Below are 15182 nucleotides of genomic sequence, written 5' to 3'. Positions count from 1 at the left end.
TGTAAATATGTGCAACGCTTAATTTTACAACCTATTTCCTACTCCCCACTCCCCAATTTCAGCATTCAGTAACCCAAACTTTTATGGCAAAAATTATCCCCGTCCATCCTGATAATCCCCAGAGTCGCAGAATAGAGGAAATAAAGTCAGCGCTTTCTAGTGGCGCGGTTATGCTCTATCCGACTGATACAGTTTATGCGATCGGTTGTGATTTAAATGTCAAGTCTGCGGTGGAAAGAGTGCGGCAAATCAAGCAGTTAGCAAATGATAAACCACTGACATTTTTATGTCCTTCACTGTCAAACGTAGCTACCTATGCCTTTGTCAGTGATACAGCCTACCGAATTATGAAGCGACTAATACCAGGGACTTACACATTTTTACTACCTGCAACCAAGTTAGTACCCAGATTAGTCCAAAGTCCCAAGCGTAAAACCACTGGAATTCGCGTACCTAATCATACAGTATGTTTAGCATTACTCGAAGCTTTGGGAAATCCGATTATTTCTACTTCGGCACACCTGCCACCAGATGAGGCAGATAATGGAAAAATCGGCATAGTTTCAGACTCCATCACCTCAAGGGTAGAGCTATTTGACCGCGTAGATAAATTAGTCGATATCATTGTAGATACTGGGCAGGAACCGACTTATGAAGTGTCTACAATTCTTGATCTGACGGGAGATGAGCCAATGATTACTAGGCGGGGATTAGGTTGGGAAGCGGTAACAGCATGGGTGTAAGAAACGAACTTCACAGGCTTTCTCGCCGATTTCGGAATATTGTCACAAAATGGCTCCAGTTTCAGGATCGCCATAATGATCAGTCCTGGAAGTGGAGATTAGAAGATTATGGTAGCTCTTGATACATTAAGGTTTTGAGCAATTTGGCAGGCAAAGCGAATATGTGTGTGTTAACCTCGATTTGGTTGCGAGTGGAAAAAGCGACACAATAGCTTATCTGTAACTTTTTTCGATTGCGTACAGTCTTATATATAAGCAGTGCTTGTAGTAGGTCTTGATGGATGAATAATCCAAGATTCTCCGGTGAAACCTGGTTTCAGGTACTGTTTGTGCATTGTATTTAAGGTGCAAGACCAAACCCAGGAAAATACATGAAACTAAACCTTGTAAATCTACCAGTCTCTACATCTGCTATTGTTGGCAACGTTGTCACTTCGGAAGTATCGGCTACAGATACTTTGATGCAATTTTTATCTCAAGAAATGCAAGCTCAAGTCAAAGCATCATCTAAGTGTATACAAGCTGTGGCTCAACGCATTGCCAAAGAAGTAAATCGTATATGTGATAAAAGTTCTCGGATTCAAACATCTGGTGAAGTTCACTCTTGGCAATTAACTCTATCTCGCCATCGTCTGCAAAAGTGTCTACATTACTATCAACTAGGTTCCCAAAAGGGAAGGGTAGAATTACATAGTAGTTTGGGCGCTATGGTTTACCGCCATGTGACGATCGCAGGTTCAGATTTGGGGTTTGATGGTCGTTACAGCTTAATTGAAGATTTTCTCCAAGCGTTTTACATTGAAGCTATAAAAGCTTTCCGTCGGGAAAATGAACTGACTGAAGATTATACGCCACGTACTCAGCTGCAACTAGCAGAATATATGGCATTTACTGAACAGTATGCCAAGCGCCGGATCAACTTACCTGGTGGTAATAATCAACAACTGGTTATTTTACGCGCTCAAGGTTTTGCCCGTCGTCAGCCACAAGAAACAACTGTAGATATTGAAATGGCGGTAGAATCTGCCAGAAGTGAGGAAGCAGAATCTTACCAGCGTAACTCGGCCGTACAACAAATCCGATCACAGATGATCGCCCAAACTAATTTTGATCCTTCAGAAGAATCAGAACGCGATCGCATCATCTCTGAATTGGTCAAATATCTAGAATCTCAAGGACAATCTGACTGTATTGACTACCTCACCCTCAAGCTGCAAGACCTTTCTGCACCAGAAATTGACCAAATTCTCGGTCTTACCAGCCGTCAGCGTGATTACCTGCAACAGCGTTTTAAATATCATGTGCAGAAGTTTGCCAAACAGCACCAATGGCAATTAGTTCATCAATGGTTGGGTGCAGGTTTAGAACAGAAGTTGGGTTTATCCGCCCAGCAATGGGAAATTTTGATGGGTACACTCTCTTTGCAACAACAGCAACTCCTACAATTAAAGTTGGCTAGGAATAGTGATCAGGCGATCGCTAAAACCCTAAAATGCACCCCCAAACAATTACAAAAACGCTGGACTGAACTACTAGATACAGCATGGGCTATCCGCAACGGCCATACTGAAATGCAAACAGGCTAAACTTTCAGCGAAATCTCTAAATTTAATCAGTTTTATTCCCTTGGTTACACAAGTTATTACCAAGATTTTCCCTCAAAATCCAACTGCATAATTAAAATTAAAATTCTTTCTTCTCTAGCTCGTAACCTCTATTTTTTTCACATCATCCCATGACTTTTTTAGTACAATTGCACTAAAATGTAGTCTTGTGAAATCTCAATTGAAAATTCATATTAAGTAACCGATCATTTACCCCTGCTTCCATGAAATCCTGAAATAAGCAGGGTTGATATAAAATGATTGGGGATAAGCATGACTCCGGGTGCAAGGGCAAATCAGTCAGGCAGGATTCTAGAAACTAATGTAGAAGCAATACTCACTGCCTATGAGTACTTTCAAATCGGAAATCATGTTACAAGAGAATATTTACTCAATGCCAGCCTATTAAAAAAACGCTACGCTAAACAAGTTTATATTGGCAATGGAGTTTATCAAACATCACTAAAAGTTGATTTCTATGTTGTAGGCTTACCTGTAAACCCACCAGAATTAATTATCGAATGTAAATGGCAAGAAAGTGGAGGCTCTGTTGACGAAAAGTTTCCTTATTTAAATTTGAATATTCAAGAATATTATCCAGCACCAACTATTGTAGTAATTGGGGGTGAAGGTATGAGAGAAGGGGCAATTAAATGGTTACGGCAACAAGTAAATTTTAATCACAATCTACTGGCAGTACATACCCTAGATAGATTTATAGCTTGGGCAAATAAAACTTTTAATAGGATGTAATTAATAGTTCCTTAATCATCCCTCTCTTTTTAGTATTAGAGTTAATTGAACGTGCTGCTTCAATATAATAAATATTAAAACCTATTTCTTGATACAAGTGTTTAATGAATTCACAATCAGAGTTACATACTACTACTTTAACTCCTCGACTTGCCAGTTCTGCACAAGTGTCTCTTAACCGTTCTTGGTCTTTGTCTCCAAAAGAATTTTTACTATAACCTGTAAAATAACTAGTATTACTGATAGGATAATATGGTGGATCTAAAAAAACGAAGTCATCACTGCTAGTAGCACAATTAAGTACATCTATAAAATCCGTCTGTTTAATTTCTGATGTAGAAAGTACTGCTGAAGTGGCTCTTAGTAAATCTTCTTGACAGATATTAGGATTATTATACTTTCCTAAAGGTACGTTAAACTTACCTTGAGAATTAACTCTATAAAGACCGTTATAACAAGTTTTATTCAGATAAATAAATCGCGCCGCTTGTTCTAACTCATTATCTACAAATTTTCCCCTAACACTATAATAATAATCTCTATCGTGTTTGCTTTTATGCTCTTTCAAAAGAGAAATTAATTCCTCAACGCGATCGCGCACACAACGATAAGTAGTAATTAGTTCAGAATTAATATCAGTTAAAATAGATTTGGTCGGTTGCAGATAAAAAAACAAAGCACCGCCACCTAAGAATGGCTCATAGTAAGTCTGATAATTCTTGGGCAAATATGGCAGATATTGTGAAATTAACCTACCTTTACCCCCAGCCCACTTTAAAAATGGACGTGGGCAAGTTTCTTTGGGGATTTGGCTCACCATCTCACTGGAAATACGCTACAGGCTATTAAATATAGCAAATATAACTAACGAACCATATTTTATATTAATTGAGTATTTTTCTAGCGCCATATATTACAATTATGTTGATAAAGTAAATCACAATGAACGTTAAGTATATAAGAAGGCAGTTTCAATTAAAATGTTTGACGGATTTTGGGATAACGTTTTTCGCTACCCCCGCTACTTGATTAGTATTGTATTAGGCATTTTCCTAAACACCTTTGAGCCACTATTCCCTCTGTTAAAACGTCCTATCACTCTAATCGCCGTTTTGGGATTGTTTGTAGGTGGTTTGGCGTTTATCACTTTTACATTACGAGCCATGCTTGGCTTAGGTACAATCTAGACTAGGACATACAACTATACCTGTAGATGGAATCAAGCTACGAAATCAACAAACAGCTTATTTGATAAGCCTTTTGAATTCTAAATTTTGGATTCTGCATAGCGATGTTGTCCTGTCTAACTGAATAAAATTTATGTTGTCGTCCAACCTCTGTGAGGAGGAAAAGTTTTTATGGCTACAAATCGCCGCGTCTCCCGTGTTGCTGAATTGATTAAACGGGAAGTTAGCCAAATGCTAATTAACGGTATTAAAGATGATCGTGTTGGTACAGGTATGGTCAGTGTCACAGATGTAGATGTTTCTGGGGATCTGCAACACGCCAAAATCTATGTCAGTATATATGGTACAGAAGACGCGAAAGCAGAAACAATGGCTGGATTAAAATCAGCCACCGGTTTTGTCCGTAGCGAATTAGGGGCGCGGGTAAGGTTACGTCGCACTCCCGAAGTAACTTTCATCGAAGACCGTTCAATAGAAAGAGGAACAAAAGTACTATCGCTCTTGAACAAACTTGAGAATGCGCGATCGCTTGACGATGTACCAGCCACAGATGACTATTTAGATGAAGATGACGAGTAATTTTAGAGGCTGAGGACTGGGGATGGCAGATGAGTGTTTTTTACTCAGTACTCACCACTTGTTCCTGTAACCTCTGCCACAATGTCACCAGAGAACAATGAATCTCCGAAGAATCAGCCAACATTTGACAGACGTGACTCTATTACGTCTGTTTAAATTTGTTCATATCTAATTCGCAATCCAAGTTAACACTCTTAACCATTTACCCTTCAATTGTAGATTTTTCAATCCAAAATCCGTCTTAAAAAGTTGAGCCACTCCGTTGCTGGGGTTCCCTCCGTTGTCGAAAGTGGCGTTCCTGCGGTGGGAAATTCGCCTAAAGAACTTTTGTCTCCGACACGCTACAAAATCTAAAATTTCCCACCCCCCTTTATCGGGGGTGAGAACCCCTAAGACTGTAATGGTCAGTAATGTTACGATTTGGACACAAAGCCTGCTATTTTCGGTCTCCACAACTTCACTGACAGGAAAAATCCTTATGTTTAACAAAAATTCATAATTATGATGAAATTTACTTACGTAAATAGATGTCATGGAATTATGACTTGAGTCATGATTGTAACAATCCATGATTTCTAGCTACGTCGTAAGTGGGATATGTCTTTATCTGGCTACTGTTACTCTAGAGGGATGCCATCTCAAACTGTGACAGATGTTGATCTTAAAGAATAAATTAGTCCAGATAAAATTCATCAATTTATGAATGACAGGTTGCTTTAAGAAATTATTAACTTATGGTACTTTTTAAGTCTTCCTAGTGTACGGTAGCCTTGGCTACGCAACAGTTTATACTGTAATTTCCGCTATAACTGTTGGTTTTGCTTAATCCAGCGTTTCTAGAAATGCTTGGAATTCGATGATTCACCACCTCAATTATCTGGCTCTATGAACTATTATCGTCCACCAAAAAATGTCTAAAAGCAGATATGGTAAAAGTCTCTCATGTTGCTGAACCTCATTAACTATGAATTGTTCAACAAATTACATTAGTAAACTCGATACCTTATTGTGTGATGCTTATAGGCACAATGTCAGGAAATTTTGACAAACTTAACATTTCTTTAAATTATTTGAGGATGTCTAGCGTCAAAATGAAAATAGTTCCGTATAGCAAAATACAAAACCCTAAGCGCAAGTCCAATCCCTGTCATGTTTGTTCCCGATAATTTAGTGGGAACACTATCTTAAGTGTAAATTTGTGAGTAAAAACCATGAGTGTGAATACGGTGCCCTCTATCAATTACTACTCCCTAGACGTAATTCAGGACGAAGCACGGCGACTAGTAGAAAAAGGAATGGTCAGCAGACAACAGCCTATCTATACACTCTGCCAATACATTCCTGCTAGAGAGTGGGTTTGTGTAGAGTGTGAGTTAGAGAAATGTGATTTCTTATTACGCGATCGCATTGGCGACCTCATCGGTCGAGAACAATGGGACAACGACTAATCCAAAATTCATAATTACCCGTGATTTTGGATTGGGAGTTTATTTTTGGATGACTGGATTTGACTACAAAAGATTCATTTCCCAAGCTGAGGGACAATCTCTGGTTTTAATAGCTCCTTCCCGATCCAGAATCCTCTATTTCTCCTTATTTTCCGTTTTCTACAAGTTTTCCAATTTAACGAACACCTAAAAAACAAGCTTTTGTGTAAATCCTGCGTAATAACTTGATTAACTTATTTAAATTATCTGACCGGGGCGGTTTTTCGTTGTAAACTGCTCCGGTAATTTTTCAGAGAGCATTTGCATCAGCGCCACTCTAGAGTTAAGTATTGCTGACTGACAAATTCTAACTTGTTCATGAAAACTTCATGTTTTCTAGATTAGAAACCCTACCCCACCTGCTCTAAATACTGGTTAACATCTTCAATCACTCGTGTTAGTTCAGCTTCTGTAGTCAAACGAATACTGACATCGCGGACTGTGAGTAGCACTTTGGCGGCAAAAGGGGTAGGCCAGATATTAGGATTGCAGAAAATTTCTAAAAAGACCTCGCCAGTGTGACGATATTCTAGTGGAGGTTGGGGAGTAACCCTACCACCTGAAGCTGGTTTAGTGCTAACAGTCCTCAGACGCTCCATCAATTGATCAATTGCTGCCTTTAATTCCCGCGCCGCCTGGGGGGAAAAACTGAAAGATACCGAACCTTCAACTAGGTTCAGCATGAGAGGAGTAGAAGACATAAGCTTGTGATCGAAACTGATTGATTATTACCTCTACCTATGTTACTGGAATCAGTAGTCAACAATTTCTCATCACTGGGATTTAGGGTAGACCATGAGCCTTATAGTTAAGAGCGTAGTTTGTAACTTAGGATTGCGATGCTAAAGTTTTACTACAATCCCATCTCTGTTAACGCTCGTCGAGTTTGGGTAGCTTTACTGGAAAAACAAATTCCTTTTGAACTATTATTGTTAAATCTCAATGGGGATCAATTTCAAGAGGAATTCACTGCGATTAATCCCCTCCAGCGTGTACCAGTTATAGTGGATGATGGCTTACGTGTGGTGGAATCGTTGGCAATTTTGGATTATCTAGAGGCGAAGTATCCTACTCCTGCACTGATACCTAGTGAACCTGGGGCGATCGCTACCGTTCGTATGGTAGAAATGATCACGGTGAATGAGCTTCAGCCTGCTACTTTGATCCTGACTAGGCCATTAGTCGAATTAGATACGGATGCTAAAAAATTAGAATTGGCTCAGGAGACTGTAACAAAAATTTTACGGTTTTATGAAACTCTTCTGGGAGAGCAGACTTACTTCGTCGGCAAAGATTTTACACTAGCAGAAGTGGTTGCAGGTACACTGATTCCATCTTTACCTTTGTTTGGGTTCTCGTTGGATGATTACCCGCGTTTGTTAGCATGGGCAGAAAGACTAGAGGAACGGGAAAGTTGGCAAAAAACGACTCCAGATTTTGCCTCCATTGCAGCTGCTATCCCCAATATCAAGGCAATTCTGGAACGTCGTTTTTGATTATGAGTTCTGAGTGGTGAGTGAAAAAGTTAATTTTCATTCTCCCTCATCTCCTCCTACACCCTACAATTAATAGCTAGTCATGGAAAAACTTCTCGCAGTAAGGCGCGGAATCCTGCCTGTTGAAAATGCTCATTAGCAGTTAGAGCTTCCGTAATTCCACTATATTGCATTACAATAAAAGACACGCAATCAATAAATCCCCATTCCTTATCAGGGCTTTCGCAGTATAGCTGGAAAGCTCTGTCATATAGTTCTTGAGATAGGGGGACTATTTCTACTTTAGGATCCACTGCCAAGGAATTTAACAGAACGATCGCCTCATGACGATGTGGTTGTTGACACAATATATTGCCAATTTCCAACATCACTGTCTGTGTGGTAATTAAGCGTGTACCGGCTTCGTCTAATAACTGAGATAAATAGACAGCTTGTTGATGTAGGCGATCGCTAGGTGCTGCTAAGGCGATGGCAAAAGAGGTATCAAGAAATACTTCAGATTTCATGCCTAATTTCCTGACCGTACAAATATTTGTCGATATCAGTAGACCAATCAGCAGGCCCCTGGAGTTGGAGCGATCGCGCTGTTGCTAAAAATGATACTGTTGCTTGGGCTTGTGATGGTAAAACTTCTATACTCAAGCGTACACGGGTATTAACTGGCAGAGCGATCGTTTCTTGAACATAAAACGCTTTACCATCAAATACAGCCGTAATCGTTTTTTCTCCCATATTTTTGTCCGGAATGAATCATATCTATACTATGCGCTTGTGTAGCGATCGTCTGTATTCATACCGCGTTTCTTGGTTGAGTTTAGCAAAGCTTTATATACGCAGCGCCGTAAAATTATCCCGTTATTATGCACTTTGGAATTGTTTAACGGCTTCTTCTTTGAAGCGATCGCTCTACTGTCCCACCTTTACGGAACCGAGAAAGAATGATCGCAGCTTCAGCTCGTGTCACCGCTTTTTGCGGAGCAAAAATTCGAGTTTTGCCATAGACACGAGCAAAGTTAAAGTTACTGGCACCATTTCCTAAATCAAAAGCAATGTGTAGGAGATACCGTTCACTGATTTGATTGGCATCAGTAAACCCTTTTGTTTTGCCAATAAAATTGCGAAGATTATTAGGTGAACGAGTACTTGGGGCAACATTGGTATCTAAGCGTGTTTTAAGGACAATCATCTGTTCTCGTGTCAAGACTTCGTCAGGTCTAAAGTTGCCATCCTCAAACCCGGCTAAATAACCAGCATCGTGAGCAGCTTGGATAAAGGTGAAATGAGGGTGAGAGGAAGGTACATCAGGAAAAGCTGATAATGTACCTTGCGGTAGGCGAATTGGCTCCCGATGTAGCTTGTTATAGGTCTTGAGCAGCCAAACCACAAACTGACCACGAGTGATGGATGCTAATGGTTGAAACTCACTAGAAGTAGTTTCCAATACCCCTAGTTCAGCTAGTTGCTGAATCTCTTTTTCACCACGAACGCCACTAATATCAGTAAAAGTCAATGATTTTAATTGACTAATGTCACTGTGATTACTCCAAAACGAGTTATCAAGTTGTTTGTCACTTACTAAAAAATTAGTTTTTACTAGCTGTGGTGATTTTGCAATAGATGAATCACCAGATCCCAGTAACACCAGGGCTATAACTGTAGAACCGACTATTTTTGAAACAAATTGCATTTTGAGATACATCATCATTTTTCTCCTAGTTCTCTACCTCAACGGAGTATAAAAAGTATTTTATTTGTTATCCTCAAAGATATGTATGGATTGGCAAAAATATGCAAAACCCCAAACCCCGACCAATCCCCATTTTATTAATTTTAAGTTTTGAATCGGTATAAGATTGATTGTTATTCGTAAGTACAGTAAATCTGAAATTGGTTGACAACTGAGAACTAACACACGCAGTGCAATCATTATGTCTGCCTATTTAAGACAAATATGACAAGGTGTCTTTTGACACAACTTTACAAAAATAGTAACAATAACACTGAGTGATAGTTACTACTTGGTGTGAAATAAAGTGAAAAAGAGCTTCTTTTGGTTGCCAGTTGCCTTTCCTGGGGTACTGTTAGCATTGCCGGCGTTGGGTAATGATACAGAAATTAACTTAAAAACAGTAAATTCAGATATTCCTTATTTGAGTGAAATTACTCTACCCACAACTCGTGCTGAATTATTAACTCAATCTCCACCAGATGAATTAGACGAGGAAAATCAACCAGATCAACAGCCAGAAACCGAAGACAATGCTAGTGATGATGCAGACATTACCATAGAAGCGATCGCCGAACCAGAAACCCTACCCCAATCTACTCCCACTCACGTTATTGACAAAGAAGAAATTCAAAAACAAGGTGCTACCAGTGTTGCTGATGTATTGAAAAGAATGCCTGGTTTTGCCGTTAATGATGTTGGTCATGGTGCCGATATTCATACAGGTACTTATTATCGGGGAGCCTCAATTAATCAGTCTGTATTCCTCATCAACGGTAGGCGCATTAATAACGATGTCAACACATATCATGGTGCAACTGATCTCAATAGCATTCCTGTAGAAGCGATTGAGCGAGTCGAATTATCTAGCGGTGTCACCTCGGCTTTATATGGTTCCTCAGCTTTTGGAGGAGTGGTGAATATCATCACTAAAGAAGGTTACGCACAACCCAGACTGACAAGTAGTATAGAATTTGGCTCGCTAAATTTAAATAATCAACAGTTTAGTTATGGCGGTACAGTGGGTGCTGCTAGATATAACTTTAGCTTTGAAAGATTCTTTATAGATAATCGATATCGTGTACCTGTAGGTGCAGCAAATCGTGATTCTCAAGGTTTTTTATCAAATGCAGATACAGCAACCAGTACTTATTTTGGTAGTATTAGCTTAGATTTAAATCAAAGAAACTCTTTAAATTTCGATGTTACTAAACTCAGCAGTCGTAGAGGTTTAGTTTACTTTGGTTTTCCCCTACAAAGAGACAGACTAGACCATGATGGATTAAATCTTGGTTTATCTTGGAAAGCTCGCCTCGGTAATGGGGAAAACTCCAATCTCACTACTACATTAGGTTACAATCAGAATTATTTCAGCACCTACGGCCCTACAGTTTTTGCAGGGAGAGAATTTTATCGTACAGGCGTTTTAGATACACAACAATTCACAACTAGAATAGATCATGATTGGAAAATTACCCCCAATAATAAATTACGCTGGGGATTAGATTTAAAAAATACTAATTTAAATGGTGATGTTTTAAGCTCTAGTCCTAATCGGATTGCTTTTAACGAAACTGAAAATAGAAACGTACTAAATACAGCCTTATTCGCCGTCAATACATGGAATCTCAGTAATAGTTTTCAATTAGATTTAGGACTCAGACAAAGTTTTGATGGGCAGTTTGGTAATTACCTCAACCCTAGCATGGGGTTACGCTACGCTATCACACCATTAATTGCTATGCGTGGTAGTTGGGCAGGAGGACAGCGTAATCCTGGTTTAGACCAGCTATATATTTATGATACAGTTCATGGTTGGGAGCCGAACCCAGATTTAGAACCAGAAACTGGCTCTTCTTGGACTGCGGGAGTAGATATCAAGTTAGCAGACAATTTAACAGGACAGTTTACCTACTTTGGTAGCAGTCTGAATAATCGTTTGGGAATTGTCGCTGGAAGATGGGCAAATATTGGTTTAGTAGATACCAATGGTTTAGAAGCAGCACTGCAATTGAGGGTAACTCCTAACTGGTCAACTTTTCTTAACTACACTTATACAGATGCCCAAATCAAAACAGGCTCAGAAAGAGGTTTACAGTTGGGTATGATTCCCTACTCTGTATTGCAAACTGGTGTAGGTTATCAAAACTCAGGATGGCAGGCTAACCTGTATGTTACCTACAATAGCGGCGCTCGTCGAGCCTTTTTCAATAGACCAGGTGAAACAACTACAGATTTTGTCCCATCTTTTGTAAATTTAGATTTGAGTGGTCGCATCCCTTTAACTCAAACTCTAGGACTCACAGTTTACTTAGAAAATTTACTAGGTGAACAATATGAGAGAGTTAATCGAATTTACAGTCCTGGGTTTACTTTTCGTGTAGGTTTAAGTTCCAGTATTTGACAAAACTTAACACTAAGTGATTGGTTCTGAAGCACGTAGTAGAATGAGATACAATGCTGAGTAAACAATGCTACTCAGCATATTTTATGGATTTAGATGATTTTAAATCAGCAAAAAAAAATTATAATAAAACCCATTAATCAACAAGTAAATTTTATTTACTTATCATTATCGTATTTTGATAATCATCTATGAGTAAACGATTTAGTAGACGAGATTTTTTAAAGTATTCACTAGCTACTAATATTGTCATCTGGACAAGTGAAGCAATGGCTCACAAGCTAAACATCAGTTCAAAGGAAATACAAATATTTAATATTCCTACTGCCTCTGCAACCTCATTGACTACATTTCCTCAAAGTGTAAGTTCTGGAGATCCTCAAGCTCATGGTATTACTTTATGGACGCGCATCATAGCTCAATCGGAAATTGCTAAAGTAGCCTTTCAAGTTGCTTCTGATAGTGCTTTTGGACAGGTGATTTTACAAGGGTTTGCAAATACTGATAAAAATTGTGATTATACTGTTAAGATTCCACTAGAGTCTACTGTTCTTAAACCTTACACCACTTATTATTATCGATTCATATTTAATCAAGATATTAGCCCTATTGGTCGTTTCAAAACCTTACCATCTCCTGAAGATAAGAATTTAGATAATATAAAATTTGCTTATATTAATTGCCAGAATTATACTAACGGCTATTACAATGCCTATCCATTTTTAGCAAAAGAGGATATAGATTTTATTGTCTTTTTAGGTGACTATATTTATGAAAAAGTAAATGATAATAGTTTCCAAAGAGGAATACGTTCCCTTGAACTTCCTAGTGGTAAGTTAATAGCATCTACATTAGAAGATTATCGCTTTCTTTATCAAGCTTACAATTCTGATCCAAAGTTACAAAAACTGCGGGAAAAATTTGCCTTCATTACTATTTGGGATGATCATGAGTTTGCAAATGACAGCTTTCAAGCAAATGCTCCTGATCAATTTCCTTTCTATCAACCAGAATTAAGGCAAGCGGCTACCCAAGCTTGGGCTGAGTATACACCTACCAGTATTCCTTTCGATGCTAACACTGACAGTATTAACTCATTACAAATTTACCGTAAATTTAGGTTGGGAAATTTACTTGAGCTTGTGTTAACGGATGAACGCCTTTATCGTGATGAACCTCCATCCTGTGATAACCCTGTTATCCAAGAGGAACGTTATGAGCTTAGACAACGTTACCTTGTATCGGATAGTCCCCAACGTAATGAAGCCCAAAGAACTATGCTTGGTCACAGACAGCGTGACTGGTTCGTAGAACAAATTTGTAATTCTTCTTGTGTTTGGAAGATTTGGGGTAACGGAGTGATGACGTTGCAATTAAAAATTTTGTCAGTTTTTGCAACCCTATTCTTAGGAAAGCGAACTCCAGACTTATTCGTTAACCTTGATCAGTGGGATGGTTATCCTGCGGAGCGAGCTTTACTATTTAAAGCTATAAAAGAAGCTAAAGTCAAAAACTTTGTAACTATTACTGGTGATCTTCATACATTCGTTGCTGGATATCAAAAATTGAACTTCGATGACCAGAATGATCCACCTGTGGGGGTAGAGTTTGTAGTTGGTTCAATCACATCTTCTAATCTTGCTGAACAAATTACTTTAAATTCCTTTAATGTCCCCTTACCTCAAATTGAAACTGTTACTAAGTTAATTCAGGCTAGTAATCCACATATTGACTATTTCAATTCTGATACTCACGGCTACAATATAGTAGAAGTAACTCCAGAAGCTTTGATTTGTACTTTCAAGGTAGTTAGTAACATTATAAAACCAGGGGGAAAGGTTTCCACTCTCAAAGTTTTTCGCGTTCCCCGTGATCAAGTCTTAATAGAAGACATAACACCTACTTTAGAAAAGTGATAAAATAAATTATAGTATTTTTTAATTTATTAATAAAGAACTAGATTACCTTGCTTATGAGGTGGCTTAGTTGAATTCAAGACTTATTTAGGGATGATATATATGCAACTTTCATTAATATCTATCTCTTCATTCAACCAACCTGATTTTTCTAACATCTCTAAAGCTACTGGTAAATTTACAACTATTCTTTCACTGGGATAGGCTTCTAAAAAAGATATGATTCCTAAGCCTTTTGGGGCTTTTGCTCCTAGAAGTATAGCAGAACGTAGTGCTTGTATCCCGGCATTATCACTGCGGGCGATCGCTAGAGCAACAAAATTGAGAAATTTTTCGCCAGTTTCTGAGGTTACTAGCTTATTCATCGCTACAATATCTAAAGGTATTTTGATCTGAAGTACCTCTAGTAATTTCTGTTGTTGTTTTGGACTTAAGTAATCTAATAAAGATGCTAAATCAGCAGAGACCTGTTGCGTTTCTTCATACTTACGTATGTCATCTACTGCCACTGATTGCTCAAATAATCCATATCTAATAACAATTGTCTCTGCTGCCAAACTAAAAGATGAACCAAAAATACCACTAAAACTTAGAACTATTGGAAAACTATTTATGTAGAAAAGCAGATGACATAAATAATTGATAATTGAATATTTTAAAGTTGGCATTTATAGCTTTTATTAACTCTTCGTACTAAAATTACCATTAATTGGTAAATATATGGTTATGAAAAAATAGCCAATTTTAGCAAAGACATAAAATCGCTGTATTGCCTATCCAGAGCATCTTTTAGACAACCAGATAACTCATGAAAATTAGCTGTGTTTTCTAAGTATTTCTGCTTATTATTGTCGTACATGATGAAATATTAGCCTCTGACATTGGCAAAATACTTTGTTAAATCAGTTACTGTGGAAGTCTTATAGATTACCTCATCGCTTAGAATAGCTGATATGAGAGCCAGAGTTGAAAATCAAGTCTTGTTTCTGCATCACGAAGATTTGCCTGAGTTTAAAAAGGGTGGTTCTGTCGTCAGAAACTCATATTTTTGGGCGCTACGTTCAATTGCTGGTCGAGCTACGCGTTATCGTGATTGGGAATATGAGCCGGAAGTATGGCTAGCGCTGGCACGAATGCTGTTGTCTTTCTCAGAGTCGGGATATTTGGGTTATCGAGAAACCGTGTTAGAGTTTCCCCCATCACAAGGGGAAATTCCTGATTTGTTACGAGATGTGTCTACATGGGAATAATTCGTAATTATCAAAGATTTCTCAATGGGTGAAAAAT

At 38.4% G+C, this 15182-nt stretch carries 16 protein-coding genes; 10 read left to right on the top strand and 6 right to left on the bottom strand.

Features of this window, described 5'->3' with window-relative positions:
- Positions 1-83 precede the first annotated feature (83 nt).
- From H6G18_RS12565 to H6G18_RS12555, 3 genes are all read left to right on the top strand, one after another.
- Positions 84-743, top strand: a complete 660-nt coding sequence (locus H6G18_RS12565; RefSeq protein ID WP_190407434.1) for an L-threonylcarbamoyladenylate synthase — start codon at positions 84-86, stop codon at positions 741-743.
- A gap of 371 nt (positions 744-1114) precedes the next feature.
- Entirely contained in the window at positions 1115-2329 is a 1215-nt protein-coding gene (locus H6G18_RS12560) for a HetZ-related protein (protein WP_190407433.1), read from the top strand.
- Positions 2330-2620: 291 nt separating this feature from the next.
- Positions 2621-3100: a PD-(D/E)XK nuclease superfamily protein gene (locus H6G18_RS12555; protein WP_190407432.1), complete on the top strand. Its 480-nt coding sequence runs from the start codon at positions 2621-2623 to the stop codon at positions 3098-3100.
- Here the strand turns inward: H6G18_RS12555 and H6G18_RS12550 are convergent.
- Positions 3087-3920 (bottom strand): DNA adenine methylase, encoded by an 834-nt coding sequence (locus H6G18_RS12550; RefSeq protein ID WP_190407431.1) that lies wholly within the window; start codon positions 3918-3920, stop codon positions 3087-3089. The genes H6G18_RS12555 and H6G18_RS12550 overlap by 14 nt on opposite strands.
- Before the next feature lie 160 nt (positions 3921-4080).
- Between H6G18_RS12550 and H6G18_RS12545 the strand changes: the two genes are divergently transcribed.
- From H6G18_RS12545 to H6G18_RS12535, 3 genes are all read left to right on the top strand, one after another.
- Positions 4081-4287 carry a DUF751 family protein gene (locus H6G18_RS12545; RefSeq protein WP_190407430.1) on the top strand — a complete coding sequence of 69 codons (207 nt, stop codon included), beginning with the start codon at positions 4081-4083 and terminating at the stop codon, positions 4285-4287.
- A 171-nt stretch (positions 4288-4458) separates the two neighbouring features.
- Complete coding sequence (rbfA, locus tag H6G18_RS12540) at positions 4459-4866, top strand: 30S ribosome-binding factor RbfA (RefSeq protein ID WP_190407429.1); 408 nt, start codon at positions 4459-4461, stop codon at positions 4864-4866.
- A 1211-nt stretch (positions 4867-6077) separates the two neighbouring features.
- Complete coding sequence (locus tag H6G18_RS12535; RefSeq protein ID WP_011319422.1) at positions 6078-6314, top strand: DUF4327 family protein; 237 nt, start codon at positions 6078-6080, stop codon at positions 6312-6314.
- Positions 6315-6703: 389 nt separating this feature from the next.
- Here the strand turns inward: H6G18_RS12535 and H6G18_RS12530 are convergent, their stop codons facing one another.
- Positions 6704-7054 carry a hypothetical protein gene (locus H6G18_RS12530; RefSeq protein WP_190407428.1) on the bottom strand — a complete coding sequence of 117 codons (351 nt, stop codon included), beginning with the start codon at positions 7052-7054 and terminating at the stop codon, positions 6704-6706.
- 138 nt (positions 7055-7192) lie between these two features.
- On the opposite strand from H6G18_RS12530, the gene H6G18_RS12525 reads away from it, so the two are divergent.
- Positions 7193-7849, top strand: coding sequence for a glutathione S-transferase family protein (locus tag H6G18_RS12525; RefSeq protein ID WP_190407427.1), 657 nt, complete (start codon positions 7193-7195; stop codon positions 7847-7849).
- A gap of 80 nt (positions 7850-7929) precedes the next feature.
- On the opposite strand, the gene H6G18_RS12520 is transcribed toward H6G18_RS12525, so the two are convergent.
- From H6G18_RS12520 to H6G18_RS12510, 3 genes are all read right to left on the bottom strand, one after another.
- The gene (locus H6G18_RS12520; protein WP_190407426.1) at positions 7930-8355 is read right to left on the bottom strand and encodes a type II toxin-antitoxin system VapC family toxin; all 426 of its coding nucleotides are present in this window, start codon (positions 8353-8355) and stop codon (positions 7930-7932) included.
- Positions 8345-8581, bottom strand: a complete 237-nt coding sequence (locus H6G18_RS12515; protein ID WP_190407425.1) for a hypothetical protein — start codon at positions 8579-8581, stop codon at positions 8345-8347. The genes H6G18_RS12520 and H6G18_RS12515 overlap by 11 nt, the downstream gene beginning before the upstream one ends.
- A gap of 145 nt (positions 8582-8726) precedes the next feature.
- On the bottom strand, positions 8727-9536 hold the full coding sequence (locus H6G18_RS12510) for an S-layer homology domain-containing protein (RefSeq protein ID WP_242040290.1): 810 nt from the start codon (positions 9534-9536) through the stop codon (positions 8727-8729).
- A 346-nt stretch (positions 9537-9882) separates the two neighbouring features.
- On the opposite strand from H6G18_RS12510, the gene H6G18_RS12505 reads away from it, so the two are divergent.
- Together H6G18_RS12505 and H6G18_RS12500 are read left to right on the top strand one after the other, a co-directional pair.
- Positions 9883-11979: a TonB-dependent receptor plug domain-containing protein gene (locus H6G18_RS12505; RefSeq protein ID WP_190407424.1), complete on the top strand. Its 2097-nt coding sequence runs from the start codon at positions 9883-9885 to the stop codon at positions 11977-11979.
- Positions 11980-12170: 191 nt separating this feature from the next.
- On the top strand, positions 12171-13895 hold the full coding sequence (locus H6G18_RS12500; protein WP_190407423.1) for an alkaline phosphatase D family protein: 1725 nt from the start codon (positions 12171-12173) through the stop codon (positions 13893-13895).
- 83 nt (positions 13896-13978) lie between these two features.
- Here H6G18_RS12500 and H6G18_RS12495 read toward each other — a convergent pair whose 3' ends face one another.
- Positions 13979-14563, bottom strand: coding sequence for an alpha/beta hydrolase (locus H6G18_RS12495; RefSeq protein ID WP_190407422.1), 585 nt, complete (start codon positions 14561-14563; stop codon positions 13979-13981).
- A 285-nt stretch (positions 14564-14848) separates the two neighbouring features.
- Here H6G18_RS12495 and H6G18_RS12490 point away from each other — a divergent pair, with 285 nt between their 5' ends.
- A complete protein-coding gene (locus H6G18_RS12490; protein WP_190407421.1) occupies positions 14849-15145 on the top strand; it encodes a hypothetical protein in 297 nt (98 codons plus the stop codon).
- Positions 15146-15182: the final 37 nt, after the last annotated feature.

Source organism: Anabaena subtropica FACHB-260, from assembly GCF_014697105.1.
Classification (GTDB): Bacteria; Cyanobacteriota; Cyanobacteriia; order Cyanobacteriales; family Nostocaceae; genus Trichormus; species Trichormus subtropicus.
The sequence above is the reverse complement of the archived record's forward strand: the minus strand, read 5'-3'. Positions and strand labels throughout refer to the sequence as shown.